27 protein-coding genes are annotated in these 25,111 nt (G+C 62.4%); 7 read left to right on the top strand and 20 right to left on the bottom strand.

Going from position 1 to position 25,111, the window contains the following annotated elements:
- The coding region (locus tag PG883_RS14055; protein ID WP_244077648.1) for an IS3 family transposase at positions 1-82 on the top strand (82 nt) is incomplete at its 5' end.
- 64 nt (positions 83-146) lie between these two features.
- Here the strand turns inward: PG883_RS14055 and hutH are convergent.
- From hutH to ftsY, 10 genes are all read right to left on the bottom strand, one after another.
- Positions 147-1,679: a histidine ammonia-lyase gene (hutH, locus tag PG883_RS14060; protein WP_010672611.1), complete on the bottom strand. Its 1,533-nt coding sequence runs from the start codon at positions 1,677-1,679 to the stop codon at positions 147-149.
- Between the two features lies 1 nt (position 1,680).
- On the bottom strand, positions 1,681-3,384 hold the full coding sequence (hutU, locus tag PG883_RS14065; protein WP_049637316.1) for a urocanate hydratase: 1,704 nt from the start codon (positions 3,382-3,384) through the stop codon (positions 1,681-1,683).
- Positions 3,385-3,429: 45 nt separating this feature from the next.
- On the bottom strand, positions 3,430-4,368 hold the full coding sequence (gene hutG / locus PG883_RS14070; protein WP_048208866.1) for a formimidoylglutamase: 939 nt from the start codon (positions 4,366-4,368) through the stop codon (positions 3,430-3,432).
- Complete coding sequence (gene hutI, locus PG883_RS14075; protein ID WP_010672608.1) at positions 4,361-5,596, bottom strand: imidazolonepropionase; 1,236 nt, start codon at positions 5,594-5,596, stop codon at positions 4,361-4,363. Before hutI ends, hutG begins: the two co-directional genes overlap by 8 nt.
- A gap of 156 nt (positions 5,597-5,752) precedes the next feature.
- A complete protein-coding gene (hutC, locus tag PG883_RS14080; RefSeq protein ID WP_010672607.1) occupies positions 5,753-6,457 on the bottom strand; it encodes a histidine utilization repressor in 705 nt (234 codons plus the stop codon).
- A gap of 10 nt (positions 6,458-6,467) precedes the next feature.
- Positions 6,468-7,127: a carbonate dehydratase gene (can, locus tag PG883_RS14085; RefSeq protein WP_010672606.1), complete on the bottom strand. Its 660-nt coding sequence runs from the start codon at positions 7,125-7,127 to the stop codon at positions 6,468-6,470.
- A gap of 127 nt (positions 7,128-7,254) precedes the next feature.
- Complete coding sequence (rpoH, locus tag PG883_RS14090) at positions 7,255-8,109, bottom strand: RNA polymerase sigma factor RpoH (RefSeq protein WP_029313526.1); 855 nt, start codon at positions 8,107-8,109, stop codon at positions 7,255-7,257.
- Between the two features lie 453 nt (positions 8,110-8,562).
- Positions 8,563-9,516: a permease-like cell division protein FtsX gene (ftsX, locus tag PG883_RS14095; RefSeq protein WP_029313524.1), complete on the bottom strand. Its 954-nt coding sequence runs from the start codon at positions 9,514-9,516 to the stop codon at positions 8,563-8,565.
- Positions 9,516-10,184: a cell division ATP-binding protein FtsE gene (ftsE, locus tag PG883_RS14100; RefSeq protein ID WP_010672603.1), complete on the bottom strand. Its 669-nt coding sequence runs from the start codon at positions 10,182-10,184 to the stop codon at positions 9,516-9,518. Before ftsE ends, ftsX begins: the two co-directional genes overlap by 1 nt.
- A gap of 222 nt (positions 10,185-10,406) precedes the next feature.
- Positions 10,407-12,221: a signal recognition particle-docking protein FtsY gene (gene ftsY, locus PG883_RS14105; protein WP_125117020.1), complete on the bottom strand. Its 1,815-nt coding sequence runs from the start codon at positions 12,219-12,221 to the stop codon at positions 10,407-10,409.
- A gap of 110 nt (positions 12,222-12,331) precedes the next feature.
- On the opposite strand from ftsY, the gene rsmD reads away from it, so the two are divergent.
- Positions 12,332-12,961, top strand: coding sequence for a 16S rRNA (guanine(966)-N(2))-methyltransferase RsmD (gene rsmD / locus PG883_RS14110; RefSeq protein ID WP_042864572.1), 630 nt, complete (start codon positions 12,332-12,334; stop codon positions 12,959-12,961).
- Between the two features lie 108 nt (positions 12,962-13,069).
- Complete coding sequence (locus PG883_RS14115) at positions 13,070-13,384, top strand: DUF1145 domain-containing protein (RefSeq protein ID WP_010672600.1); 315 nt, start codon at positions 13,070-13,072, stop codon at positions 13,382-13,384.
- Positions 13,385-13,417: 33 nt separating this feature from the next.
- On the opposite strand, the gene PG883_RS14120 is transcribed toward PG883_RS14115, so the two are convergent.
- Both PG883_RS14120 and fabR read right to left on the bottom strand, forming a co-directional pair.
- The gene (locus PG883_RS14120) at positions 13,418-13,783 is read right to left on the bottom strand and encodes a YijD family membrane protein (protein WP_010672599.1); all 366 of its coding nucleotides are present in this window, start codon (positions 13,781-13,783) and stop codon (positions 13,418-13,420) included.
- Positions 13,784-13,802: 19 nt separating this feature from the next.
- Positions 13,803-14,423 (bottom strand): HTH-type transcriptional repressor FabR, encoded by a 621-nt coding sequence (gene fabR, locus PG883_RS14125; protein ID WP_010672598.1) that lies wholly within the window; start codon positions 14,421-14,423, stop codon positions 13,803-13,805.
- A gap of 149 nt (positions 14,424-14,572) precedes the next feature.
- Here fabR and PG883_RS14130 point away from each other — a divergent pair, with 149 nt between their 5' ends.
- On the top strand, positions 14,573-15,691 hold the full coding sequence (locus PG883_RS14130) for a fatty acid desaturase (protein ID WP_039040410.1): 1,119 nt from the start codon (positions 14,573-14,575) through the stop codon (positions 15,689-15,691).
- A gap of 469 nt (positions 15,692-16,160) precedes the next feature.
- Here PG883_RS14130 and PG883_RS14135 read toward each other — a convergent pair whose 3' ends face one another.
- The gene (locus PG883_RS14135) at positions 16,161-17,414 is read right to left on the bottom strand and encodes a phospholipase D-like domain-containing protein (RefSeq protein WP_069652330.1); all 1,254 of its coding nucleotides are present in this window, start codon (positions 17,412-17,414) and stop codon (positions 16,161-16,163) included.
- 72 nt (positions 17,415-17,486) lie between these two features.
- Here PG883_RS14135 and PG883_RS14140 point away from each other — a divergent pair, with 72 nt between their 5' ends.
- A complete protein-coding gene (locus PG883_RS14140; RefSeq protein ID WP_158656233.1) occupies positions 17,487-17,651 on the top strand; it encodes a hypothetical protein in 165 nt (54 codons plus the stop codon).
- A gap of 5 nt (positions 17,652-17,656) precedes the next feature.
- On the opposite strand, the gene PG883_RS14145 is transcribed toward PG883_RS14140, so the two are convergent.
- The 3 genes from PG883_RS14145 to tatA form a co-directional block, all read right to left on the bottom strand.
- On the bottom strand, positions 17,657-19,078 hold the full coding sequence (locus PG883_RS14145) for a lytic transglycosylase F (protein ID WP_270807336.1): 1,422 nt from the start codon (positions 19,076-19,078) through the stop codon (positions 17,657-17,659).
- 216 nt (positions 19,079-19,294) lie between these two features.
- Positions 19,295-19,597 carry a YfcZ/YiiS family protein gene (locus PG883_RS14150; RefSeq protein WP_010672593.1) on the bottom strand — a complete coding sequence of 101 codons (303 nt, stop codon included), beginning with the start codon at positions 19,595-19,597 and terminating at the stop codon, positions 19,295-19,297.
- Between the two features lie 10 nt (positions 19,598-19,607).
- A complete protein-coding gene (gene tatA, locus PG883_RS14155) occupies positions 19,608-19,772 on the bottom strand; it encodes a twin-arginine translocase TatA/TatE family subunit (RefSeq protein ID WP_010672592.1) in 165 nt (54 codons plus the stop codon).
- 292 nt (positions 19,773-20,064) lie between these two features.
- Between tatA and PG883_RS14160 the strand changes: the two genes are divergently transcribed.
- Positions 20,065-21,042 (top strand): LysR substrate-binding domain-containing protein, encoded by a 978-nt coding sequence (locus PG883_RS14160; protein WP_125117018.1) that lies wholly within the window; start codon positions 20,065-20,067, stop codon positions 21,040-21,042.
- A gap of 60 nt (positions 21,043-21,102) precedes the next feature.
- Here the strand turns inward: PG883_RS14160 and PG883_RS14165 are convergent, their stop codons facing one another.
- Together PG883_RS14165 and PG883_RS14170 are read right to left on the bottom strand one after the other, a co-directional pair.
- Positions 21,103-21,702: a YhgN family NAAT transporter gene (locus PG883_RS14165; RefSeq protein WP_010672590.1), complete on the bottom strand. Its 600-nt coding sequence runs from the start codon at positions 21,700-21,702 to the stop codon at positions 21,103-21,105.
- 101 nt (positions 21,703-21,803) lie between these two features.
- Positions 21,804-22,049, bottom strand: coding sequence for a YecH family metal-binding protein (locus PG883_RS14170; RefSeq protein WP_039040405.1), 246 nt, complete (start codon positions 22,047-22,049; stop codon positions 21,804-21,806).
- A 208-nt stretch (positions 22,050-22,257) separates the two neighbouring features.
- On the opposite strand from PG883_RS14170, the gene PG883_RS14175 reads away from it, so the two are divergent.
- Positions 22,258-23,541 carry a dicarboxylate/amino acid:cation symporter gene (locus PG883_RS14175; protein WP_042881904.1) on the top strand — a complete coding sequence of 428 codons (1,284 nt, stop codon included), beginning with the start codon at positions 22,258-22,260 and terminating at the stop codon, positions 23,539-23,541.
- A 15-nt stretch (positions 23,542-23,556) separates the two neighbouring features.
- Here PG883_RS14175 and PG883_RS14180 read toward each other — a convergent pair whose 3' ends face one another.
- Both PG883_RS14180 and PG883_RS14185 read right to left on the bottom strand, forming a co-directional pair.
- Positions 23,557-23,871 (bottom strand): putative signal transducing protein, encoded by a 315-nt coding sequence (locus tag PG883_RS14180; protein ID WP_010672587.1) that lies wholly within the window; start codon positions 23,869-23,871, stop codon positions 23,557-23,559.
- A gap of 272 nt (positions 23,872-24,143) precedes the next feature.
- Positions 24,144-25,046 (bottom strand): LysR family transcriptional regulator, encoded by a 903-nt coding sequence (locus PG883_RS14185; protein WP_010672586.1) that lies wholly within the window; start codon positions 25,044-25,046, stop codon positions 24,144-24,146.
- Between the last annotated feature and the right edge of the window lie 65 nt (positions 25,047-25,111).

A 25,111-nucleotide genomic window follows, 5' to 3' on the forward strand; every position in this document is an offset into this window, starting at 1 on the left:
CAACCATGAACGGCTCAAAGTAAAACTAAACGGCCTGAGCCCGGTACAGTACCGAACTCAGGCCATGTCATCCGCCAGCTAACGTGTCCAATAAATGGGGTTCACTTCACATGGGCGGTCTTTTTTATGGTTGCTCAGGCTCCAATTCAGAGGCTGGGCAGGGTCCCGGCCGGGATCAGGTCGTTGTAGCTGGCACGGCCCAGCAGGGCGGCGGCCGCCTCGATGTCCGGTGCAAAGTACCTGTCCTTGTCATAGAAGCTGACCTCTTCCCGCAGCCGGCCCTTGGCCAGCTCGATAAGCTCGGTGCTGCGCAGGGGGGCGCGGAAGTCCAGACCCTGGGCGGCGGCGAGCAGCTCCACCGCCAGGATGCCACGGGTGTTCTCCGCCATGTCCGCCAGCCGGCGACCGGCGAAGGTGGCCATGGAGACGTGGTCCTCCTGGTTGGCCGAGGTGGGCAGGCTGTCCACCGAGGCCGGGTGGGCCAGGGTCTTGTTCTCGGAGGCCAGGGCCGCCGAGGTGACCTGGGCGATCATGAAACCGGAGTTCACCCCGCCGTTGTTCACCAGGAAGGCCGGCAGGCCGGACATGCGCGAGTCGATGAGCAGCGCCATGCGCCGCTCGGACAGCGACCCGATCTCGGCGATGGCCAGGGCCAGGTTGTCGGCGGCAAAGGCCACGGGTTCTGCGTGGAAGTTGCCGCCGGAGATGATCTCCTCATCCTCGGCAAACACCAGCGGATTGTCGGAGACCGCGTTGGCCTCGCACACCAGCACCTCGGCGGCCTGACGGATCTGGGTCAGGCAGGCACCCATCACCTGGGGCTGACAGCGCAGGGAGTAAGGATCCTGCACCTTCTCGCAGTTGTGGTGGGACATGCCGATCTCGCTGCCGTCCACCAGCAGGTGGCGGTAGCAGGCGGCCGCATCGATCTGGCCGCGCTGACCGCGCACCTCGTGGATGCGGGCATCGAACGGCCGGCGGCTGCCCAGCGCCGCTTCAACGCTCATGGCACCGATGGTGATGGCGCCGGCGTAGAGATCCTCGGCATGGAACAGCCCTTCCAGCGCGAAGGCGGTGCTCGCCTGGGTGCCGTTGAGCAGGGCCAGCCCCTCTTTCGGCGCCAGGGCGATGGGCTCCAGTCCTGCAATCTTCAGGGCAGTGGCGGCGTCGATCAGCTCGCCCTTGTGACGGGCCTTGCCTTCACCGATCAGCAGGCAGCTCATGTGGGCCAGGGGCGCCAGATCGCCGGAAGCGCCGACGGAGCCCTTCTTCGGCACCACGGGGTAGACCTCGGCGTTGATAAGGGTCATCAGGGCCTCGAGCACCGTCAGCCGGATGCCGGAGAAGCCACGGGCGAGCGAGTTGACCTTGAGCACCATCATCAACCGCACGGTGGCGTCATCCATGTACTCGCCAATCCCTGCCGCATGAGAGAGCACGATGGAGCGTTGCAGCTCGTCCAGCTGCTCCACCGGAATGCGGGTGTTGGCCAGCAGGCCAAAGCCGGTGTTGATGCCGTAGACCACCCGGTTTTGCTCGATCACCTTGGTGACCACGGCGGCGGAGGCGTGGATCCCCGCCAGGGCAGCCGGATCCAGACTGACGTGTACCGGCTCGCGGCTGACACGACGCAGGGTGGCGAGGCAGAGTTTGCCCGGTTGCAGATTGAGTTCGAACATCTTATTTCACCCCTTTGCCGGTGGCGTCGATCATCGGCAGATCCAGTTTCGCATCAACGGCACAGTTGATGGCAATCTCGTAGCCGGCGTCGGCGTGACGCATCACCCCGGTGGCCGGGTCGTTGCGCAGCACGCGGCCGACCCGCTTGGCGGCATCGTCGGTGCCGTCACAGACGATCACCACGCCGGAGTGCTGGGAGAAGCCCATGCCGACCCCGCCACCGTGGTGCAGGGAGACCCAGGTCGCACCGCCGGCGGTGTTGAGCAGGGCATTGAGCAGCGGCCAGTCGGAAACGGCGTCGGAGCCATCCATCATGGATTCGGTCTCGCGGTTCGGGCTCGCCACCGAGCCGGAGTCCAGGTGGTCACGGCCGATGACGACCGGAGCCTTCAGCTCGCCATTCTTCACCATCTCGTTGAAGGCCAGGCCCAGGCGCACCCGATCCTTGACGCCAACCCAGCAGATCCGCGCCGGCAGGCCCTGGAAGGCGATGCGCTCGCGGGCCATGTCGAGCCAGTTGTGCAGGTGGGGATCGTCCGGGATCAGCTCCTTCACCTTCTGGTCGGTCTTGTAGATGTCTTCCGGGTCGCCGGAGAGCGCCACCCAGCGGAACGGGCCAATGCCCTCGCAGAACAGCGGGCGGATATAGGCCGGCACGAAGCCCGGGAAGTCGAAGGCATTCTTGACCCCCTCTTCCAGCGCCATCTGGCGGATGTTGTTGCCGTAATCGAGCGTGGCGGCGCCGCGGGATTGCAGAGTCAGCATGGCTTCGACCTGACGGGCCATGGAGCGGCGAGCCGCCACGTTGACCTCGTCCGGTGCGCTCTTTTGCAGATCGCGCCATTGGGCCACGCTCCAGCCCTGAGGCAGGTAGCCGTGTACCGGATCATGGGCGGAGGTCTGGTCGGTCACCACGTCCGGCGTGATGCCGCGAGCCACCAGCTCGGCGAAGACGTCGGCGGCGTTGCCGAGCAGGCCGACGGAGACGGCGGTGCCGCTGCGTTTGGCCTCCTCGACCATGGCCAGCGCCTCATCCAGGCTGTGGGCCTTCTTGTCGACGTAGCGGGTACGCAGACGGAAATCGATACGGGTCTCGTCGCACTCCACGGCGATCATGGAGAAACCGGCCATGGTGGCGGCAAGGGGCTGGGCACCGCCCATGCCACCCAGGCCCCCGGTCAGGATCCAGCGGCCTTTGGGCTCGCCGTTGAAGTGCTGGTTCGCCACCGCGAAGAAGGTCTCGTAGGTGCCCTGCACGATGCCCTGGGTGCCGATGTAGATCCAGGAGCCAGCGGTCATCTGGCCGTACATCATCAAACCCTTTTTATCGAGCTCGTTGAAGTGCTCCCAGTTGGCCCAGTGGGGCACCAGGTTGGAGTTGGCGATGAGCACCCGCGGCGCATCCTTGTGGGTCTGGAACACCCCGACCGGCTTGCCGGATTGCACCAGCAGGGTCTGATCGTCCTCGAGCCGGGTCAGTACCTCGACGATCTTGTCATAGCAGGCCCAGTTGCGGGCGGCGCGGCCGATGCCGCCGTACACCACCAGGGACTGGGGATGCTCGGCAACATCCGGATCCAGGTTGTTCATCAGCATCCGCAGTGGCGCTTCGGTGAGCCAGCTCTTGGCGGTCAGCTGGGTGCCGTGGGGAGCACGGATCACGCGGCTCGGATCGTGGCGGGGATCCTGGTGTTGTACAGACATAGACACTCCTTGTTTAGCGATGCAGTCAGGCGGCGCGGTGCGCCACTACTTGGTCAACTGGTGAACCAGGCGCGCGGCCACGCGGGCACTGCGGTTGTCCTGATCCAGGTTCGGGTTGTACTCGGCCAGATCGGCGAGCCTGAGCTTGCCGCTGGCCCGGATATGGGCGATAAGCGGTTCGATGACCGCCAGCTCCACGCCGCGAGCGGCGGGAGCGCTCACTCCCGGCATCACCGCCGCCGGCAGCACGTCGAGATCGATGGTGAGATAGAGGTGGTCGCAACGGGCGATGAAGGCATCCAGCCCGCCTAGCAAGGCTGGCAGCTCGGTCGGCGTCATCGCTTCGTCCAGCACGTGCCAGACTCCCAGCGCCTCGGCGCGAGCAAAGAGCGCCGCGGTATTGGCGGTTTCGGCCACCCCGAGACAGGCATAGTGAAAGGGAGTGCCCTGGGCAGCGCACTGCTCGGCAATCTGGAAGAAGGGGGTGCCCGAGCTCGCCTGCTCCTGTTTCATGCGCAGATCGAAGTGGGCGTCGAAATTGATGATCCCGACCCGCCCTTCGCCGCCAAGATGACGGTTCAGGCCGCTCCAGCTGCCAAACGCCACCTCGTGGCCGCCTCCCAGCACCAGGGGGAAGTGTCCCTGATCCAGCGCACTCGCCACCCGTTCGGCCAAGCGCCCGTGAGCGGCATCGAGATCGCCGTCCTCACAGGCCAGATCCCCGCCGTCATAGACGGGGGCGCCCAGATGCCAGGCCGTGTTGGCCAGCAGCTTGCGCACCGCCAGCGGTGCACCGGCCGCACCGACCCGCCCCTTGTTGCGGCGCACCCCTTCGTCACAGGCAAAGCCGAGCAGCACCACGCCGGGTTCGCGATTCCCCTGCCAGGGTTGCACCCTATCGTGCCAGCGCAGGGCCAACTCACCGTCTTCGGGATCCTGACGCCCCTGCCAGACCGACATGTCGATCCCGTTGAACTTATCCATGAAGGGTTTCCTCCCCGTTGACCACACGGCTCACCAGCTGATCGACACCGATGAGGTAGCTGAGCTCGGCCGGATGGCCGCAGTTCCAGACAAGGAAATCCGCCAGCATGCCGACCTTGAGCTGCCCCAGCCGTTCCTGCTCGCCAAGCGCCCTGGCGGCGTGGCGGGTCACCCCGGCCATGGCCTCCACCGGGGTCAGGCCAAACAGGGTGCAAGCCATGTTCATGGCCATGCGCAGGGAGACGATGGGAGCCGTGCCCGGGTTGATGTCGGAAGAGACAGCCATGGGTACCCCCGCCTTGCGCAAGGCAGCGATCGGGGGCAGCTTGGTCTCCTTGAGGAAATAGAAAGCGGTGGGCAGCAGGGTGGCGACCACGCCACGGTGGGCCAACGCCTGGATCCCGTCCTGATCCAGATATTCCAGATGATCCACCGAGAGGGCGCCGAAGTGGGCGGCGAGCGTGCTGCCCCCCAGGTTGGAGAGCTGATCCATGTGCCCTTTCACCGCGAGGTTGTACTGATCCGCCGCCAGATAGACCTGCTCGGTCTGGGCAAGGGAGAAGCCGATGTGCTCGCAGAAGACATCCACCGCATCCGCGAGACCTGCCTCGGCCGCCGCCGGGATGATCTCCTGGCAGATGGTCTCGACCCAGGAGTCGGGATCGTCGCGATACTCCGGCGGCACCGCATGAGCCGCCAGCAGCGTGGTCTTGACCCGGATGGGCTGCGTCTCTCCCAGACGACGGGCCACCCGCAACATCTTGAGCTCGTCTTCCAGGGTGAGGCCGTAGCCGGACTTGATTTCGACTGTGGTGACCCCTTCCCGGATCAGGGACTTGATCCGCGGCAACGCCAGCTCATAGAGCCGCTCCTCGCTGGCTGCCCGGGTGGCGCGCACCGTGCTGATGATACCGCCCCCCTTGCGGGCAATCTCCGCATAGGGGACTCCCTTCTGGCGCAGTTCGAACTCTTCGGCGCGGCTGCCGGCGAAGATGAGGTGGGTGTGACAATCGATAAGACCGGGGGTGACCAGCTTCCCCTTCATGTCCTGCCAGGAGGCGGCATAGGGGCCCTTGAGATCCTGCATGGGGACCAGAGCGTGGATCTTGCCATCCCGCACGCCAAGGGCATGGGGCTCCAGCAGGCCGTAGTCCGCCAGATCGGGGCGCAGGGTGGCGGGTGTCACGTTGAGCCAGACCCGCTCGCAGTTCAACAGTTCCTTGTTCATACCGACCTCTAAATGTATATACAATAATTTATAGCCGATCTCTGAAAAGAAAGAAAGGATCAAGTTCACATCTTGATAACAGCAGCTTTATTAGAGTGTAAGCACAAAAAAGCCCACCGAGAGGTGGGCTTTTAAATGCTTAATATGTATATACAATTATGCGAGACGCGTCTTGGAGCTCAGCTTGTAGCGGGAACCCGGCGACAACAATCTGGCATAGGAGACCAGAAAGCCGTCTGACCAGGTGCGCCGGTGCAGCAGCAGGCAGGGGGTGTCGACCCTCACTTGCAGCAGTCCGGCTTCACCAGCACTCGGCAACACGGCTTCTACCACGTGCTCCATCTCGGAGAGGGGGCAGATCTCCATCAGATAGCTGTTTGGCGTCTGCTGGGTGAAATCCTGCTCGCCATAGCCGGGCAGTCGCTCGGCATCGACGAAGCGCTCCTCCAGTTGCAGCGGCTCCCCATCGGCCTGATGGACGATGAGGCTGTGAAAGGTGGGCGCCCCGACCCGCAGGCCCAGACGTACCGCCACTTTCTCGTCGGCGGCCTGACGTTGCAGCCGAATCACCCGCGCGCTGTACTCGCTGCCCCGCTCGGCGATCTCGTCTGCAATATTGCGAATCGCCAAGAGCGGCGACTCGGTGCGCCTGTCGGCCACAAAGCTGCCGGATCCGGCGGTGCGCACCAGCCAGCCTTCGGCCACCAGTTCACGCAGCGCCTTGTTCACCGTCATGCGGCTCACGGCAAACTGCTCGCACAGGGCGGCCTCGGTCGGGATCCGGTCGCCCGCCTGATAGTGGCGTTCGCGGATCCCGTCCAGGATGTGCTGCTTTATCTGAAGGTAGAGCGCAGGAGCCACCGGCTGGTCCTCAGCGGCGACGATGGGGCGGACGCATGTCCGGCCAGGCGCGATAGACGTCCGGGATCTGGTCAGGGCCGCTGATGCAGAGATCGAGATCGTGCAGCAGGCCATCCTTGATGCCGTAGATCCAGCCGTGCACCGCCAGCTCCTGCCCCTTGCGCCAGGCATTCTGGATGATGGTGGTGTGGCAGACGTTGGCGACCTGCTCGGCCACGTTCAGCTCGCACAGGTAGTCAAAGCGCTCGTGCTCATCCTCGATGGCTTCGAGCTGTTCGCCGTATTTGAAGTAGACGTCCTTGATGTTGCGCAGCCAGTTGTCGATGAGACCCAGCTCCTGGTTCTGCATCGCAGCCTTGACCCCACCGCAGCCATAGTGGCCGCAGACGATGATGTGCTTCACCTTGAGCACCTCCACCGCGTATTGCAGCACCGAGAGGCAGTTGAAGTCGGTGTGCACCACCAGGTTGGCGACGTTGCGGTGGACAAAGACGTCCCCCGGCAAGAGCCCCATCAGCTGGTTGGCGGGAACCCGGCTGTCGGAACAGCCGATCCAGAGGTACTCGGGTGCCTGCTGGGCGGACAGGGTAGCGAAGAAATTGGGATCCTCGGCCTTGATCCGTTCCGCCCACTCACGGTTGTTGGTAAACAAGTCGTTCAACAGTTTCACTTCTGCTCTCCCTACTGTGGCAGTGGCGGCAACATACCATACACAAGGGTAACCAAGGCAAGGCCGACCAGATCCCCGCAAAACAAAAACAGGGCCATCAGGCCCTGCTTCTTACCGGAGGAGGCCGTCAGGCATCCATGGCATCTTTCAGCTTCTTGAGCGCGTTTTTCTCAAGCTGGCGCACCCGCTCGGCCGAGACGCCGTAAGTATCGGCCAGCTCCTGCAGGGTGGTCTTGCTCTCGTCATCGAGCCAGCGGGCACGGATGATGTGCTGGCTGCGCTCGTCCAGGGTCGCCATGGCCGCACTCAGGCGACGGGTGGCATGGCTGTCCCAGTTGTCGTTCTCGATGTTCGCCGCGAGATCGGAAGATTTGTCTTCCAGATAGTGCACCGGAGCGAAGCCACCCTCGTCTTCATCGTCACCGACCAGATCGAAGGCCTGATCGTAATTGCTCATGCGCGCTTCCATCTCGGTGACGTCGGCAGCGGATACTCCGAGGTCGGCAGCCACGGCCTGCACCTCTTCGTGGTTCAGCCAGCCCAGACGCTTCTTGGACTTGCGCAGGTTGAAGAACAGCTTGCGCTGGGCCTTGGTGGTCGCCACCTTGACCATGCGCCAGTTGCGCAACACATATTCGTGGATTTCGGCCTTGATCCAGTGCACGGCGAAGGAGACCAGACGCACGCCCACGCTCGGGTCGAAGCGTTTGACGGCTTTCATCAGGCCGATGTTGCCTTCCTGCACCAGATCGGCCTGAGGCAGGCCATAGCCGGAGTAGCTCTTGGCCACGTGAACGACAAAACGCAGGTGCGACATAACGAGCTGGCGTGCAGCTTCGAGATCGCCATCCTGCTGCAGACGCATCGCCAGTTCGCGCTCTTCCTCTGCGCTCAGCACAGGGATCGAGTTGACGGCCTGGATATAGCCTTCCAGACTACCTTGCGGAATCAGAGCCATAGTGCGTTGCAATGAAGTTCCCATGTTCTACCTCTTACTTTTCAATCGAATCAGTCTAACACCCTGAGAAGACGTGTCTACTGACCAGGTATCATTCTGCGTGCTGCATCATACATCACCCCAGCATGAACCCGGTCTATCTTAGGCTGACGGCATGAATCATAAATGAACAGTCAAAAAAAAAGGGGTCACAGTAAAGGACCCCTGAAAAGTAGCATGCTAAGTCCATTGTTGCGGAGCTCGCAACCTTCACATGCTTGCCAAGTCAGACGAGCAAGGCATAGGGGCCATACCCGTATTCATTCTGCTGCAGTCAGTAGACCATTGATAAATCAAAAGGTTCAGAGGATCCACATATGATCCTCGGCGCAGACACCATTCAGATTACTCTGAGAAAGTGGCCCGTGCCAGAAACGGGCCACTCTTTTACTTGATCCAGTTCGCAAAATCCAGCGCTTTAAAATGCTGACAAATTAATCAGGACGGTTCTATGTCGCGAATGTGCCTGTGCACCGAGAACCAGGAGGCGATCAACCCCAGCAGGGCGCCCAGCAGTATGAGATTGAAGCCGTCGAACGCCCCCATCCCCACCAGACGGAAGTTGCTGTTGTAAAGCCCCGCCAGCTCCTTCACCACCCCCTCGCTCCAGATTACCATCACCTCGGTCAGCCACCAGGCCAGCATGCCGCCGATGACCCCAAACCAGATGCCCGTATAGAGGAAGGGACGGTGGATGAAGGCATCGGTCGCGCCCACCAGCTTGAGCACTTCAATCTCGGAACGCTGGTTGAGGATATTCAGGCGCAGGGTGTTGCCCACGATCAGCAACACGGCGGAGAGCAGCAACACCGCGATACCTGTAATGGTGTGGCGCAGCAGGTTCATGATCCCCTGCAACCGGGTCAACCACTGCAGATCCAGCTTGCCCTGCTCGATACCGGGCTCGTTCTCCAGCTTGGCGAGCAGCTCGGCGGCCCCTTCGGGATTCTGCCAGCGCGGATCCGGGATCACGCTCAGCACCGGCGGCAGCGGGTTGCTGTCCAGATAATCTAGGGCATCACCGAAACCGGAGATCTCCCGAAATTCCCTGAGCGCCTCGTCACGGTTCATATAAGTGACGGACTCCACTTCCGGATAGAGCAGGATCCGCTGCTTCATGTCGAGGATGCTCTGCTCCGGCAGATCCTTGCGCAGATAGAGAGAGATCTGGGAGCTGGTCTGCCAGCTCCCCTCCACCACTTCGGCATTCTTCAGCAATACGTGGAAACAGGAAGGCAGCGCCAGACTCACGCCAAGCACCGCCAGGGTCATCAGGGAGGCGAGCGGGTTGCGCCACAGCTCACCCAGGCTGGCAAAGGCCTGACGCACGTGATCCACCCCATACATCATCAAACGACGCAACGGCGGCTGTTTATGACGAACAATAGCCATCAGCGATCCTCCCCGGACGAATACATGCGACCCGCCTTGAGGGTCAGGGTGCGGTAGCGCATCCGGGCGATCAGCCCCAGATCGTGAGTGGCAATCAGCACGGAGACGCCGAAGCGGTTGAACTCCTCGAACAGGCGCATGATGTCCATGGAAAGCTGGGGATCCAGGTTGCCGGTCGGCTCGTCCGCCAGCAGCAGGGGCGGCTTGTTGACGATGGCGCGGGCGATGCCGACCCGCTGCTGCTCACCGCCGGAGAGCATGCGCGGCTGGTAGCGCTCCTTGCCGAGCAGCCCGACCTTGTCGAGCGCCGCCGCCACCCGCTTGTTGATGTCCCCATGGCTGTAGCCATCGATCACCAGGGGCAGGGCGACGTTGTCGAACACGGTACGATCCATCAACAGGCGGTGATCCTGGAAGATCATGCCGATCTGGCGGCGCACGTAGGGGATCTGACTGCGCTGGATGTGGCTGACGTCATCGCCGTGGAAGAAGACGCGGCCGTCGGTCGGTCGTTCCATCACGCTGATGAGCTTGAGGAGGGTACTCTTGCCCGCCCCCGAATGGCCGGTCAGGAAGGCCATCTCCCCCTTGCGCAGGTGAAAACTGACCTTTTGCAGCGCTTGATGACCGCCACTGTAGACCTTGCTGACCTTGTCAAAACGAATCATAACGGTTCCCTGAGATTGACAAACCCCGACCGGGATAAAGCATGGGGCGCTCACTCCCCCGTACCGGCACAACACCTGGATGACAACACCGGTCGCAACCATGCCGCATGTCATCCTTGCCCGGATGAGCCATACCTGCGCTCTCATAGTGACATACCCCGACCGGAGTCGGGGTATGGAACACGTGCTCGTCACGGCCGGGCCGACTCATGTCGGCCGGATTTATTCTTCGCGGCTGAAGAGCGCCTCGATGAAGTCGTTGGCGACGAACGGGCGCAGATCGTCGATCCCCTCGCCCACCCCGATGTAGCGGATCGGGATCTGGAACTTGTCGGCCACCGCGAAGATGACGCCCCCCTTGGCGGTACCGTCCAGCTTGGTGAGGGTGATGCCGGTCAGGCCCACCGCCTCGCTGAACAGCTTGGCCTGGCTCAATGCGTTCTGGCCGGTGCCTGCGTCCAGAGTCAGCATGATCTCGTGGGGTGCCGCATCGTCCAGCTTCTTCATCACCCGCACCACCTTCTTGAGCTCCTCCATCAGGTTGCTCTTGTTCTGCAGGCGGCCGGCGGTATCAGCGATCAGCACGTCAGCCCCGCGGGAGCGGGCTGCCTCGATGGCGTCATAGATGACGGAGGCGGAGTCGGCACCAGTGTGCTGGGCAATCACCGGAATGTTGTTGCGCTGACCCCACACCTGCAGCTGCTCGACCGCCGCAGCACGGAAGGTATCGCCAGCGGCCAGCATCACGCTCTTGCCCTCGGCCTGGAACTGTTTGGCCAGCTTGCCGATGGTGGTGGTTTTGCCGACGCCGTTCACGCCAACCATCAGGATGACGTAAGGCTTCTTGCTGGTGTCGATCACCAGGGGCTGCTCGACCTTGGCCAGCATCTCGCCCATGTCCTGTTTGAGCAGACCGTAGAGCGCCTCGGCGTCCTTGAGCTGCTTGCGATCCGCGTGCTGTACCAGCCCCTCGATGATGCGGGTGGTGGTGTCGACGCCAAGATCGGCGGTCAGCAGCTGGGTCTCCAGCTCTTCGAACAGATCGTCATCGATCTTCTTGCCGCTGAACAGGCCGAAGAAACCGGAACCGATATTCTCCCTGGTACGCACCAGGCTTCGCTTGAGGCGGGCAAAGAAGCCCTCCCGCTGCGGCTTCTCCTGAGTGTCGTCGTCCACCTTGGCGGCCAGTGGCAGAGCGGCCAGAGCGGCGGCCTCAGCCTCCATCGCGGCGACCAGACGCAAATCTTCCGCTCGCTGGGCCTCTTTGGCGACACGAGCTTCCTCGGCAGCCTGAGCTTCGGCGGCAATACGAGCCTCTTCCGCAGCGCGGGCTTCGGCAGCAATACGGGCTTCTTCTGCGGCACGGGCTTCGGCAGCAATACGAGCCTCTTCCGCTGCGCGGGCTTCGGCGGCAATGCGGGCCTCTTCTGCGGCGCGAGCCTCGGCGGCCACACGGGCCTCTTCTGCGGCGCGGGCTTCGGCGGCAATACGGGCTTCTTCTGCGGCGCGAGCCTCGGCGGCAATACGGGCCTCTTCCAAAGCGCGGGCTTCGGCAGCAATACGAGCCTCTTCCGCTGCGCGAGCCTCGGCGGCAATACGAGCTTCTTCCGCAGCGCGAGCCTCGGCGGCAATACGAGCTTCTTCCGCAGCGCGAGCCTCGGCGGCAATACGGGCTTCTTCTGCGGCGCGAGCCTCGGCGGCAATAAGGGCCTCTTCCAAAGCGCGGGCTTCGGCGGCGACAATGGCTTCTTCTGCGACCTGAGCTTCGGTGGCGATCAAGGCCTCATTGACGATAACGGGCTCAAGCTCGCCCTCCGGCTCTTCCACAACCAGGGGGCCTTCGTCAGGGCCGCTCAGCGGCGCTTCGGGTTTGGCGGCAGGGGCATCAGCCGGGGCAACATCGGCGACAGGCGCGGGAACAGCGGCGGCCTCCGACTCGACTACCGCCGGGGTAGCGTCGGGCGCCTGCGATGGAACGGCCTCAGCCTCTTCTTTCTTGCGGCCGAAACCCAGCCAGGAAAACAAACCTTTTGCCATCTAAAAATACTCACATCAAAGGCTGACTGCTAAGATAGCCGTCCCTCGGCGGGTCGGCATAAAAATGAACCGCCTTATACTATCACTTTATTTTCTGACGACGAAACGCGATGCCCAGAGTGAAATCCAGCCGTAACAGCCCGAGCAAGAGCCCAGCCCCCCAGGGGCGAGCGGGCGTGGTACGAATCATCAGCGGCCAATGGAAGGGGCGCAAACTCCCCGTCAGGGATGTGGAAGGGCTCAGACCCACCACGGATCGCGTCAAGGAGACCATCTTCAACTGGCTGGCTCCCCACGTGCGCGGTACCCGCTGCCTGGATCTGTTCGCCGGCAGCGGCGGGCTGGGGCTGGAAGCCTTGTCCCGCTATGCCGAACAGGTCACCCTGATCGAGATGGACAGAGGCGCCGCCGACCAGCTCAAGAAGAACCTGACGACCCTGGGCAGCAGCCAGGGGCAGGTGATCCAGGCGGATGCCGTGAGCTGGCTGCAAGGCCCGGCCACCCCCTTCGACCTGGTCTTTCTGGACCCACCGTTTCGTCGCGAGCTGCTGCCCCAGGTGTGCGAGCTGCTCGAGCAGCGCGGCTGGCTGGCATCCGATGCCCTCATCTATCTGGAGCGGGAAAAAGAGATGGCCGATCTGGCGCTGCCCGCCAGCTGGACACTACTCAAGGACAAGCAGGCTGGTCAGGTCTGCTATCAGCTCTATCTGCGGGACACCAAGCATGACGCAGCGGTTTAAAGGGGAGATGGGCACAGTCCCCTTCTCCGTCAATTTGGACAACGGCTCAAGGACAAGCAGGTCGATCACATCAGGCCTGCTATCAACTCTATGTACGGGAGGTAAACGATGAAGCGGGTGTTTAATCTGTTGGCGATGGGGGTGCTGCTGTTCTTCTGGTTCGGTGTGGCACTCGCCCTGCTGGGCACCCTGCCGGGCAAACTGAACGGCTTTCTGCCGGTGTGCGGCGTCATCGTGATATTGATGCACTGGGTACAGGCCAGCATGATCAAGGCGGCCTGCAAACCCTACTTCGCGGTCACTCGTCTCGAATTCACCCAGGTGCTGATCTTCGGGGTGTTCGGCATGATGGATATCCGCACCAAGCTGCAGGCCATCATAGACGCCAGGAAGAAGGGAGAGACTCCCCCCAGGGCCGACTAGGCCACCCCCGGCCCGACCAGAAGGAGTGATTCGTCACTCCTTTTGCGTTTTTCCGAGGCTGATTCCCAGCTTGATGGAGAGAGCGGCGAGCAGCAGCAGCATGGCAATGAGGGAGAAGAAGTTGCTGCCAAGCTCGGGGTACTGCACCTTGACCAGGGCAGAATGGCCGAACACGCCGATAAAGAAGCAGAGCAGAATGCAGCTGGGTGTGTTGCCCACCATGGGCTCATGGCGATAGTGCTGATAGAGCTGGCTGGCCGCCAGCAACAGGGCGATGAGGGGGTAGAAGGAGAAGGGGACGACCGACTCCGTCAAGGCCGACAGGAAGGCATCGCCACAGATACCGATCAGCAGGGCCAGCACCAGGGGCTTCTTCGGAATCGCGTTCGGTTCATGCATGAGGCTGTCCATCCTTGCGTTATGTGAGAGATTCGTGGCGCTTGCGGTTCTGCACCTCGGCGCCCATGGCGATCATCCGCAACTGGCTGATGGTGCGCTCCGACAGTGCCTTGCACTCTTCCGGAGTCATGTCGAGGGCGTCTGCACCGGCGCTGAAGACGATGGTCACCATGGCCTCGGCCTGGATATAGGCCTCTTCCCGTGGCGCCTGCGTGGTGGCTTCCAGATAATCGGTCAGCTCGGCGATGAAGTGCTGGATCTCCCGGGCCACCGCCTGACGGAATGCAGCCGAGGTGCCGGAGCGCTCGCGCAGCAGTAGCCGGAAGATGTTCGGGTTGTTTTCGACGAATTCCATGAAGGTCTGCACCGAGGTGCTGATGACGCTGCCACCACCGGCAATGCGCTGGCGCGCCTGGCGCATCAGTTGGCGCAGGGTCAGCCCTCCCTCGTCCACCAGCGTCAGCCCCAGCTCTTCCATGTCCCGAAAGTGGCGATAGAAGGAGGTCGGCGCTATGCCCGCCTCTCTGGCCACTTCCCGCAGGCTGAGATTGGAGAAACTGCGGTTGGCGCAGAGTTGACTGAACGCCGCCTCGATCAGCGTACGCCGGGTTTTTTCTTTTTGTTGCGCGCGAATACCCACGAAAACAGTCACCTTGAGATTAGCGAGGCCAGATGATAACCCGAAGGCGGGGCCGGGATCAGGTTTGTCTCCGACTTTTTTACCATTGACCCGCATTCCGGCTCAATGGAGAATAGTGAACAGCTGTTCGCTGAAAGGAGCCGAGTGAAATGGACCGCCCCCCGATCATCATGACCAACACCCTGCTGTTCGCCCTCTCCGGGCTGACGGCACTGATAGCGGTCCCCTGGTATGGACTGAGCCAGGGCTACGACCTCTGGCAGTGGCTCTGCTTCCTGCTGCTGTTCTGCTATTGCGGCATCTCCATCACCGCCGGCTACCACAGGCTCTGGTCCCACAAGGCCTACAAGGCGCACCCGGCCCTGCAATGGATCTTCGCCATCGGAGGCGCGCTCGCCCTGCAGAACTCGGCGCTGCACTGGTCCTCGGATCATCGCCGCCACCACCGCCACGTGGATGACAACCAGAAGGATCCCTACAGTGCGGGTCGCGGCTTCTGGTACTCCCACATCGGCTGGATGCTGCGGGAATACCAGCGCGATACCTACCACGACTACAGCAATGTGCGCGACCTGCAAAACAACCCCGTGGTCGCCTTCCAGCACAGGCACTATCTGGCCCTGGCTCTGGTCACCAACATCGGCATTCCGCTGCTGCTCGGCCTCCTGCACGGGGATCTGCTCGGCATGATGTTGCTGGCCGGGGTGCTGCGCATGGTGATGACCCATCACACCACCTTCTTCATCAACTCCCTGGCCCACATCTGGGGCAGCCAGCCGTTCACGGATCGCAACAGCGCCCGGGACAACGGCATCCTGGCCTTCTTCACCTTTGGCGAGGGCTATCACAACTTCCATCACCTGTTCGAGAACGACTACCGCAACGGTATTCAGTGGTGGCAGTTCGATCCCACCAAGTGGCTGATCCGCACCGCCGCCTGGTGCGGGCTCGCCAAAGACCTGAGATCCTGCCCGGAGGAACGCATCGAACAGGCAAGGCTGGAGATGCAACTCAAGCGCGCCCAGGCCAGAGTGCACAAACAGGACGACAGGGAACGCTGGCAGGCACTGCTGCAGGAGGAGTACGACAAGCTGAGCCTGCAGATCCAGCACTACTATGCCAGCCGCAAGTCACTGCTGGAGCAGCGCAAGCGCACAGCCCTCGCACGCTACGACAGGCTCAGGCTGCAACTGGAGTACCGCACGTTGCGAGACGGTTTCCTCGTTGCCAAGCGCAACTGGAGTCGTCTGCTGGCGGGCCTCGCCTGATCGCCGAGACATCACGCAAAAGACCGCCAGCAGGCGGTCTTTTTGATTGGGCAAACGGACGGCGGGCATAAAAAAATGGGGCAACATTCGCATGTCACCCCCTCGCAAATAGCATGTTCCATATTGGGCTCCCGCAACCACGGGGGTCTGTCTGGCATCACGGGTTTCCGCTCCCGATCCGCCTCGCCTGCCGGAGCAATCCGGTTGGCCCATTTCCCCTGTTGCCGTCACCCACACGGCAGACCAGCCGCCGTGTTTGTCCTTGCACTCGAGATACTACGCAGTTAAATAAAATAAAAAACCGTTCTACACGCACCTCTATGCAGTCGAGGCCCCTGGATTGTTACTCCGCTCTTAATATAAATCGATTAAAAACAATACTATACAATCCAGTCCCGTCTTTGGATGGCAAACGTTATCCTCGAAGGCGCACAAGGCTTTGCGAGATCTCGCACAAGGCGGATCCCACTCACAACCAACGGTGCAAAGGTAACCAATCGCTCAATTGCGCCAGCAGGCGCCGCCATGCAGAGGGGGACGCCGCCACCGGGTGCACGGCCTGCTGCAACCAGCCATCAATGAGTTGCTGCAACTCGTCGCACAACCTCGGGCTATGGAGGTGCAGCATCAACTCGGTGTTGAGCATCAGGGAGCGGGGATCCAAGTTGAAACTGCCGAGCAGCGCCTCCTCCTTCCCCATCAGGATCAGCTTGGCATGCAGACTGAACGCCTCCGTCGTCAGCTCGAACAGGGTGACCCCCTGACGCTCGAGCCAGGGGCGGTGACGTCGATAGGCGCCATAGACCAGGGGCACGTCCGTGCTGGCCAGGGAGTTGGTCAGGATCTCGATGTCGACCCCCTGCCGTCGCTGCCCCTTGAGCCGGCGACGCAGCCCCCGTGTCAGGATCAGGTAAGGGCTCACCAACCTCAGGGCCCCCTGATTGCTCGCCAGCATGCGTCCCAGCAGGGGCGCCGTGGTCGGCCGGGCGACCAGCCCCTTGCCGGGGCGATCGAACCAGCACTGCCCTCGCCCGGGATGCCAGCAAAGGGGAACGGGGCACTCATCAAACAGAGTGGCCGGCAGATCATAGGCGGCCGCCATGGCGGGGTCGGTCAGGGTCAGCAGGAAATCGTTCAGGGCCCGGGTTTCGGCTGGCAGCAAGGGGCGTCTCAACAGGCGACGGACCGGGTGGCTCCAGCGACTGTGCCAGAACAGCGCGAACCCCTGCTCGGCCTGCTGACAGAGGGGGCCGCGGCAGACCAGATCCAGGTCGATGAAGTGAGGCGGCATCCCCAGCCCGAAGTAACGATCACCAATATTGCGCCCGCCGATCACCGCCTGGCTGCCATCCACCAGCAGCAGCTTGTTGTGCATCCGGTGATTGATGCGGCGAAAGCTCAGCACCCCTTCCAGCAGCAAGGTAAGGGGACGCCAGCCCCGCAGCCAGAAGGGGTTGAACAGGCGCACCTCGATGCCCGGTTCCGCCGCCACCGCCTCCAGAAAGCGGTTCTCCCCGCCGTAGAGATCATCGATGAGCAGTTGCACTACCACTCCGCGCCGGGCCGCCCGCACCAGCTCCGCCAGCAGCAGCTTGCCGCTGCCGTCCTCTTCCCAGCTGTAATACTGGGCGAGGATCCGGTGGCGAGCCTGGCGGATCAACTGGCATCGGGCCTTCAGGGCGGCGCCGGGATCGGCGAGCAAGGCAAAGTCGGCGGGGATCAAGGGTCATCTCCCTGTCATCTGGTGGTGGCATAACCCAGACAACCGCCCCGATAGCCCAGTGTCAAGGAGCCGATGATGGAACTGCGCGACCACCCCTCCCTCAGTCAGAGACCTCATGCCAGCCAACCGGATCCCACCCCGGCCAGGCTGTTGATGCCCTGGTACCAGCAGCACCGGGATCTGGGCTGGGAACCCCTTGCGCAGCATCACGAGGATCCCCTCCCCGGCCAGCATTGACAGGCTCAGGGCTGCACCGCCTCGATGGCCTCTGACTTGCCCTCCAGCTGGGGCAGGCTGAAACGGTAGGCCACGTAGTATTTGTAGATGGTGCCAACGTAGTTGATGGGCCCCTGGCCCACGTCGTTGGCCACCAGCTGCTCCACATTGCCGAACCAGACGTTCGGATCCAGCCCCTTGTCGGCCGCCTTGGCCTGCAATGCCTGGACCCGGTTCGGACCCGCATTGTAGGCGGCCAGGGCGAACAGATGGCGATTGAGCCTGTCCATCCCGGGATCATTGAAGTAGGTGTCCAGGATGAGCCGCATGTAGCGACAGGCCGCCTCCACATTGCCCTCCAGACTGGTGAGTCTGGCGCCTCGGATCCCCACCTCCTTGCCGGTGCTCGGCAGCAATTGCATGATGCCGACGGCCCCCCGGTGAGAGCCGACATTGGGATTGAGCCCCGACTCCTTGTAAGCCAGCGCGGCCAGCATCAGCCAGTCCAGCTGATACTTGTCCGCCTGGGCCTCCAGTACCTTGCGAATGGTCGACAGTCGCCCCAGCGGGTCCGGCGCCAGTATGTTGCTCATGCGGTCGCTCTGCGCCAGCAGGCGGCGCAATGTCATGTCACTGTAGAGGGTCCGCTTGCTCGACTCCGAGATGTAGGCGTTCACCGCCTTGAGCAGCTCCGGGCTGTTGTTGCGCAGGGCCCAGGCGCTGCGCCCCTTGTCCCGCAGCGGAATCAGCCTGTGGGCCTTGAGGCCGCCAATCATGTCGAGCCAGATCCGCCCCTTGAAGCTGTCGGTGACCGTCAGCGGAATGATCCCGGCTGACACCATCTCCAGCAGGTCCCCGTCCTGCAGGTATTCGGGAACCGTCTCGATGTAGACCGGGGGCAACCCCAGCTCCCGAAACAGCCAGTTGAGCTGGTGCAGGCTCTCGAAATAACTGGAGCTGGCTCGCACCCAGATCCGCCGGCCGGACAGCTGGGTGATGCGATTGAAGGCAGGGAGCTCCCGCTGGCTCACCACCCACTCCTCGATGGGGGCGATCAGCGGCTGGGAGAAGGTCACCTGCTCGCGCCGGGTGGGGGTGACCGTCAGGTTGGCAGCCACCAGATCCCCGCGCCCCTCGGCCAGATAGTCCAGCAGCTTGTCCTGGCGCACCGGGATATAAATGATCTTGAGCTTGAGCTTCTCCTTGGCCAGGTAGGTCTGGTTCAACCAGCGCTCGAATCCCTGAAGCTGATTGACCAGGATGCCGTACTGGGCTCCCTTGTCGAAAAAGAAAAACCCCCGCTCATAGACCACCAGGGCCCTGAGCTCTGTTTTTTGCAGGATGTGTTCGAGATCACCGGCCTGGGGCAGCAACTGCGGCTTGAGATCCGCCGCCAGCAGAGGGAGAGAGCAGAGAGCCAGCAGGGCCCAGATCCATCGCCGCATCATGATTTAACCACCTCGCTGTGGGCCGGTGCGCACCGTCGGGTCTGTCGCAGAAGGCGCCTGCGCCAAGTCATGGGGCGTCGCGGGATCTTCTGCCGATCGGCGCATGCCGGACGGAAAACGGATCGTCCGTGGGATAACTCACTATACAACGCAAAGGGAGGGAAAAAGCGAGGGGCAGAGCAAGACGGCAGGCAAGCCTGCCGTGTCATCACGATCTCAGAGGGAGCGGGCGCGCATCTCGAAGATCAGCTTCTCGGCGGTGCAGGTGAATTGCAGGCGGGCCTTCAGGATCACGCCATCCGGGCCCCGGCTCAGCTCGCTGCTGCTTTTTGCTTCGGCAGTGACCTGCTTGGCCAGCGCCTCGTAAGCTGCAAATTTCTCGCGGGCGTCGGCTTCTGCAGCGGCCTCGATCACCAGCTCCATGACGTCGTCACCTTCGCCGATGATGGTGCCAATTTCGGCAAAACAGCCGCAACTGTCACAGGTCTCGTTCAGTTCCACTTTCTCGTCTACAGACATACGTTTACTCCTACTTATTCCGGATATTGTCATCGTCGCGCAAGGCGTTGCGAAAATCCCTGATGGCAGTGCCCAGATCCTCACCGGCGCCAGCCAGGCGTTTGCTGCCAAACACCACGACGACGACCACGAGCAGGATCAGCAGATGCCAGATATGAATGCCACCCAGTCCCATAGGGAGACTCCTGACTGTTAGATACCTGGAGGTTGTATCAAAAGAAAGCGTATCGATTGTTGGGCAAAATCAAGGCAGGTGCAAGTTGGCGAAAAAATCGCGCAAAAACGGCGACGAGGCGCAAAAAAATACGGCGACCATGGGCCGCCGTATGAGTCGGTGCTACTTGTCCCCTCAACCGCTACATCCTGTACCAGCCGCCACCAGGGCGAGAGACCCGTCGAGCATAGGATCGCCAAGATATGAAAACAAATGGTATATATTCATCTAGGAATTGAAGAGGATTCATATCATGTTGCTGGAACAGCTTGCACGCATAGACCTTAATTTGTTGATAATCCTGCAAGTCTTGCTGGAAGAGCGCAACGGCAGCCGGGCTGCACGCCGTTTGCACCTGAGCCAGTCCGCCGTCAGCAAGGCCCTCGGACGGTTGCGGGAGACCTTTGACGATCCCCTGTTCGTGCGCTCGGCCTACGGGATGGATCCCACTCCGCGCGCCCTGGATCTCCAGCAGCAACTGCAGCCCATACTGCTCTCCCTGGACAACCTGATCCAGCCGCCGGACTTCGATCCCGCCAGCACGGAGCGGGAGTTCGTCATTGCCAGCATGGACAGCGCCTTCACCCTGTTTGCCCCCCTCTACCTGAGCGAGCTGAAGCGTCAGGCTCCTGGCATCCGCCTGCGCTACGAGGAGTGGACCGAGCACAGCCTGACCGAGATGAGCCAGGGCCAGGTGGATATCGCCTTCACGGTGCGGGAGAACTGCATCAATTCGGATTTTCGCCTCGACACCCTGCCCAACGCCATCTGCCAGCGGTTGCTCACCATCGACGATCTCACCTGCCTGGTGCAGCGGGATCACCCCGCCTTGCAGGAGCCCGAGTGGGATCTCGCCCGTTACCTCGCCTACCCCCACGTGCAGACCTACTGCGAGGGGCGGGATCGCTGGATGCTGGATCACAAGCTGGCGGAGCAGGATCTCTATCGCCGGATCGAGGCGACCGTCCCCTCCTTCGAGGCGGCCCTGCGCATGGGCATGCACTCGGACATGATAGTGACCCTCTCCCGCCTCTACGCCCGCCACGCCACCGAGGTCTATCCCCTGGTGCCGCTGCCGCTGCCCATCGCCCTGGACAGCATCTCCCACCTGCTCATCTGGCATCAGCGCCACGAGGAGGATCCGGGCCACCGCTGGCTGCGGGAGACCCTGCTCGCCCTCATCATGGGCAAGCTGGAAACCTCGGCGGATGGTCCGGCCGCTGCCGCCTGACGCGCAAAAAAAACGGGGCTCAAGAAGCCCCGTTTCACGTTGACATCAGCATTCGCCCCGTCAGTTCTGACCCGTCACCGCCAGATAATGGTGCACCCCGTCCAGCAGCATCTGCACCGAGATCATCACCAGCAGCATGCCCATCAGCCGCTCCACCGCGGTGAGTCCTCGCTCACCCAGCAGCTTGTTGAACAGCTCGTAGAACATCAGGATCACGGCGCTGGCCCCCCAGGCCATCAGCAGGGCCAATGACCAGTCCACCATCCGGGTCGGCTCCTGGTTGGCCAGAAGCAGCAGGGAAGCCAGGATGGAGGGGCCCGCAATCATGGGGATGGCCATGGGCACCAGGAAGGGCTCCTCCCCCGCCGCCAGCCCGGTCACGCCACCGGGGCTCGGGAAGATCATCTTGATGGCGATGAGGAAGAGGATGATGCCCCCCGCGATGCTGACCGCCTCCTGACGCAGGTTGAGGAAGCTCAGGATCTGCTGACCGGCGAACAGGAAGCCCATCATGATCACCAGTGAAAACAACAGCTCCCGCAGCATTACCTTGCGTCGACGCTTGGGGTCGACATGGCGCAGGATGGAGAGGAAGACCGGCAGGTTGCCCAGCGGATCCATGATCAGAAACAGCATGACGGCAGCGGAGAATGTGTCCATAGAGCGCCCGGGCAGAACCTTTCAACAAGAGGGGAAGGAGGGCGAAATATAACAAAGGTGGCGGGATTCGGCGAGCGCCCAACCGCGCTCGCCGCTGGCGATCATCCGTGGTTGCAGATCTTGTCAGCGCGGGTCTGGAACCCTGACTCCGAGTCGATGAACTTGCCGCGCCTGGCCAGGAAGTCGATCAGGGCGTCAGCGTCCATCTCGCTGGCGCTGCAGGTGTGGAACCGGGCCTCGGCACCGAAGCGCGAGGCGATCGCCGCCCTGAGGCTGGCCCGGGTAAACGGACTCTCCTGCTCCAGCATCATCTCCATCACTTCGTGACCGTGTATCGATTGGGACATCTCGAACCTCTTTAATCATCATGTCAGATGACAATTAAAGCCCGAAGCCCGGAGAGGGTTCTTGATATAGGCCAACAAAACGCCTTTTTTAACGCCAGCGGGCTGGTCGTGAGCGCCGCTTTGTCGATAATGTGGCAACCTGACGGGGGGATGGCTACACTGTCGCCCCTTTTTGCCACCGCAGACAGAAAATAAGGACATTGGCGTCATGCTGTTCCATGGATTGGTCTTCAAACCCTGGCGGATCTGGACCCGTCGCCCGCTCTGGTTGAAGACTCTGCTCGGCATGCTGACCGGGATAGGTCTGGGACTCTGCTTCAGCGAGCAGGCCCTGCTGCTCAAGCCCATCGGCGTCCTGTTCGTCAACACCATCCAGATGCTGATGGTGCCCCTCATCTTCTGTTCCGTCCTGGCAGGCCTCACCGCCCTGCTCAAGGGCAAGCGGCTCGACCGCATCGCCGGCAAGGCCATCGGCTTCTATCTCTGCTCCACCGCCGTCGCCATCTGCATCGGCCTGATGATGGGCTGGCTGCTGGAGCCGGGCATGGGCGCCAATATGGGTCCTTATGAACGGGGCGCCATGGCGCAGCAACCTACCCTGGCCAGCGTGCTGAGCCACCTGGTGCCGCGCAACCCGGTGCAGGCCATGGGCGATGGCAAGATATTGCAGGTGATCGTGTTCGCCGTGGCCCTCGCTCTCGCCCTCAACGCCACCGGGCGACGCGGCCGCCCCGCCATCCTGTTCTTTACCTCTCTGGCGGAGGGAATGTTCAAGCTGACCCAGATGGTGATGGCCCTGGCCCCCTATGGCGTCTGCGCCCTGATGGCCTGGATGACCGGCAAGTACGGCGTCAGCCTGCTGTTGCCGCTGCTCAAGGTGATCGGCGCCGTCTACCTCGGCTGCCTGCTCCACGTGCTCGGCGTCTACAGCAGCCTGCTGCTCCTGATGGCGCGCCTCAACCCGTTGCACTACTTCAAGAGCATCGTCGATGCCCAGGCGGTGGCCTTCACCAGCAGTTCAAGCAACAGCACCCTGCCCATCAGCCTGGCCTGCGCCGAACGCAGGCTCGGGGTCTCCCCCGCCATCACCGCCAAGGTGCTGCCCATCGGCGCCACCATCAACATGGATGGCACCGCCCTCTATCAGGGAGTCACCGCCCTGTTCGTGGCCCAGGCCTTCGGGGTGGATCTGCATCTGGTGGACTACCTGACCATCATCAGCATCGTCACGCTGGCCAGCATCGGCACGGCGGGCACACCCGGTACCGGGCTGATGCTGCTGACCCTGACCCTCACTGCCGTGGGACTGCCGCTGGAAGGGGTGGCGCTCATCGCCGGCATAGACCGGATCCTCGACATGGCGCGCACCACGGTCAACGTCTCCGGCGACATCCTGGTCTCCGTGCTCATCGCCCGCAGCGAGAAGGAGCTGGATCTCGCCACCTACCACGATGCCCATGCGGGGGATGACATCGACTTCACCCTGCGCTGAGGGCGCGAGGGGCGTTCAATGATCCTGGGGATCGTGATGGCAGCGCCAGCAGATATCGAAGTTGGCGCCGTTCTCCTCCCCGCACTGGCCGCACAGCCAGCCGTTGCCCTGGCGCTGCTGGTAGCGCTCGATGATCCGGCCCGCCCGCTGACGATCCCGCTCGTTCACCATCAGGGTCACTTGCAGCAGATCCACCGGCAGCTCCCCGAGCGCGCCGGAGAGCCCTTCGCCGCTGAGGCGCACCCTGACTCCCTCTACCTCCAAGGCCCCTTTCAGGGCATGCGCCTCCAGGGAGTGAGAGGCGCGATACAAGTTAATCCACTGATCCATACGTTGTCCTCGAAACCCTTGCCAGTGCCGTCATCACCAGCACTACCATCATTCCAGGGCGAGCATCTTCCGGGAGCGAGATGCCCAATACAGATTCATCCACCGCTCCATACGTTGTCCTCGAAACCCTTGCCAGTGCCGTCATCACCAGCACTACCATCATTCCAGGGCGAGCATCTTCCGGGAGTGAGATGCCCGATACAGATTCATCCACCGCTCCATACGTTGTCCTCGAAACCCTTGCCAGTTCAATCATCGCCGCATCGGGCTCTTCACAGCAGCTTGTCGATGCCGTAAGCCGGGCCGTTGGCCACCAGAAAATCGATGAATGCCCTCAGCTTGCGCGGCATCAGGCGCCGCTCGGGAAACAGCAGGTAGATGGGTACCCTGGGTTGCTGCCACTCCGGCAGCAAGGAGACCAGCGTCCCGTTCGCCAGCTCATCATGGCACAGCATGGCGGGCAGGGAAGCCAGCCCCAGCCCCGCCTTCGCCGCCTCCCTGGCACAGGTGATGTTGTTGACCTGGAAGCGGGACGGGGGATCCACCAGCACTTCACGATCATCCAGCTCGAAACACCAGTGCGAGGCGAGGAACCCCGTGCTGACCGCGATCCGCTCGTGATGCACCAGATCGGCGGGCCTCTGGATCACCGGGTGGCGCGCCAGATAGTCCGGGCTGGCGCACAGCAGCCGCTCGGTGCTCCAGAGACGCCGCGCCGCCAGGTTGGAGTCGCTCATGTCGCCGACCCGCACGATGGCATCCAGCCCCTCGCTGATGGGATCCACGATGCGGTTGGTCAGCTCCAGCTCCACCTTCATGCCCGGATAGGCTTGCAGGAAGTTCGCCACCAGCCTGCCCACCACCAGCTGTCCCGTCTCGATGGGCACCGCCAGCTTGAGGGTCCCTGTCACCTCCTGCTGGCTGGCACTGAGCATCAGCTCGGCCTGGGCCAGCTCCTCCACCGCCTTGCTGCAGCGTAGATAATATTGTTCACCGGCTTCCGTCAGGGTGAGCTGCCGGGTGGAGCGATAGAGCAGCCGCGCGCCGAGACGCTGCTCCAGCTCGGCAATGCGGCGGCTCACCGTCGCCTTGGTCATGCCCAGCTCCTGGGCAGCGGCGGTAAAGGAGCCCTTGTCGACGATACGAACGAGGATTAAGGCAGCATTCAGGTCCATTGTTTCACCAGTGAAACTGTATATCTCATGAATGGATACTAATCGAAACAGTTGCACGATGTTAG

It is taken from the genome of Aeromonas sp. QDB25 (assembly GCF_027707725.1).
GTDB classification, from domain to species: domain Bacteria; phylum Pseudomonadota; class Gammaproteobacteria; order Enterobacterales; family Aeromonadaceae; genus Aeromonas; species Aeromonas caviae.

Coding starts and splice junctions, on each gene's coding strand:
- hutH (WP_010672611.1), bottom strand. CDS start 1,679: ATGTTCGAACTCAATCTGCAACCGGGCAAACTCTGCCTCGCCACCCTG.
- hutU (WP_049637316.1), bottom strand. CDS start 3,384: ATGTCTGTACAACACCAGGATCCCCGCCACGATCCGAGCCGCGTGATC.
- hutG (WP_048208866.1), bottom strand. CDS start 4,368: ATGGATAAGTTCAACGGGATCGACATGTCGGTCTGGCAGGGGCGTCAG.
- hutI (WP_010672608.1), bottom strand. CDS start 5,596: ATGAACAAGGAACTGTTGAACTGCGAGCGGGTCTGGCTCAACGTGACA.
- rpoH (WP_029313526.1), bottom strand. CDS start 8,109: ATGGGAACTTCATTGCAACGCACTATGGCTCTGATTCCGCAAGGTAGT.
- ftsX (WP_029313524.1), bottom strand. CDS start 9,516: ATGGCTATTGTTCGTCATAAACAGCCGCCGTTGCGTCGTTTGATGATG.
- ftsE (WP_010672603.1), bottom strand. CDS start 10,184: ATGATTCGTTTTGACAAGGTCAGCAAGGTCTACAGTGGCGGTCATCAA.
- ftsY (WP_125117020.1), bottom strand. CDS start 12,221: ATGGCAAAAGGTTTGTTTTCCTGGCTGGGTTTCGGCCGCAAGAAAGAA.
- rsmD (WP_042864572.1), top strand. CDS start 12,332: ATGCCCAGAGTGAAATCCAGCCGTAACAGCCCGAGCAAGAGCCCAGCC.
- PG883_RS14115 (WP_010672600.1), top strand. CDS start 13,070: ATGAAGCGGGTGTTTAATCTGTTGGCGATGGGGGTGCTGCTGTTCTTC.
- PG883_RS14120 (WP_010672599.1), bottom strand. CDS start 13,783: ATGCATGAACCGAACGCGATTCCGAAGAAGCCCCTGGTGCTGGCCCTG.
- PG883_RS14130 (WP_039040410.1), top strand. CDS start 14,573: ATGGACCGCCCCCCGATCATCATGACCAACACCCTGCTGTTCGCCCTC.
- PG883_RS14140 (WP_158656233.1), top strand. CDS start 17,487: ATGATGGAACTGCGCGACCACCCCTCCCTCAGTCAGAGACCTCATGCC.
- PG883_RS14145 (WP_270807336.1), bottom strand. CDS start 19,078: ATGATGCGGCGATGGATCTGGGCCCTGCTGGCTCTCTGCTCTCTCCCT.
- PG883_RS14150 (WP_010672593.1), bottom strand. CDS start 19,597: ATGTCTGTAGACGAGAAAGTGGAACTGAACGAGACCTGTGACAGTTGC.
- tatA (WP_010672592.1), bottom strand. CDS start 19,772: ATGGGACTGGGTGGCATTCATATCTGGCATCTGCTGATCCTGCTCGTG.
- PG883_RS14160 (WP_125117018.1), top strand. CDS start 20,065: ATGTTGCTGGAACAGCTTGCACGCATAGACCTTAATTTGTTGATAATC.
- PG883_RS14165 (WP_010672590.1), bottom strand. CDS start 21,702: ATGGACACATTCTCCGCTGCCGTCATGCTGTTTCTGATCATGGATCCG.
- PG883_RS14170 (WP_039040405.1), bottom strand. CDS start 22,049: ATGTCCCAATCGATACACGGTCACGAAGTGATGGAGATGATGCTGGAG.
- PG883_RS14175 (WP_042881904.1), top strand. CDS start 22,258: ATGCTGTTCCATGGATTGGTCTTCAAACCCTGGCGGATCTGGACCCGT.
- PG883_RS14180 (WP_010672587.1), bottom strand. CDS start 23,871: ATGGATCAGTGGATTAACTTGTATCGCGCCTCTCACTCCCTGGAGGCG.
- PG883_RS14185 (WP_010672586.1), bottom strand. CDS start 25,046: ATGGACCTGAATGCTGCCTTAATCCTCGTTCGTATCGTCGACAAGGGC.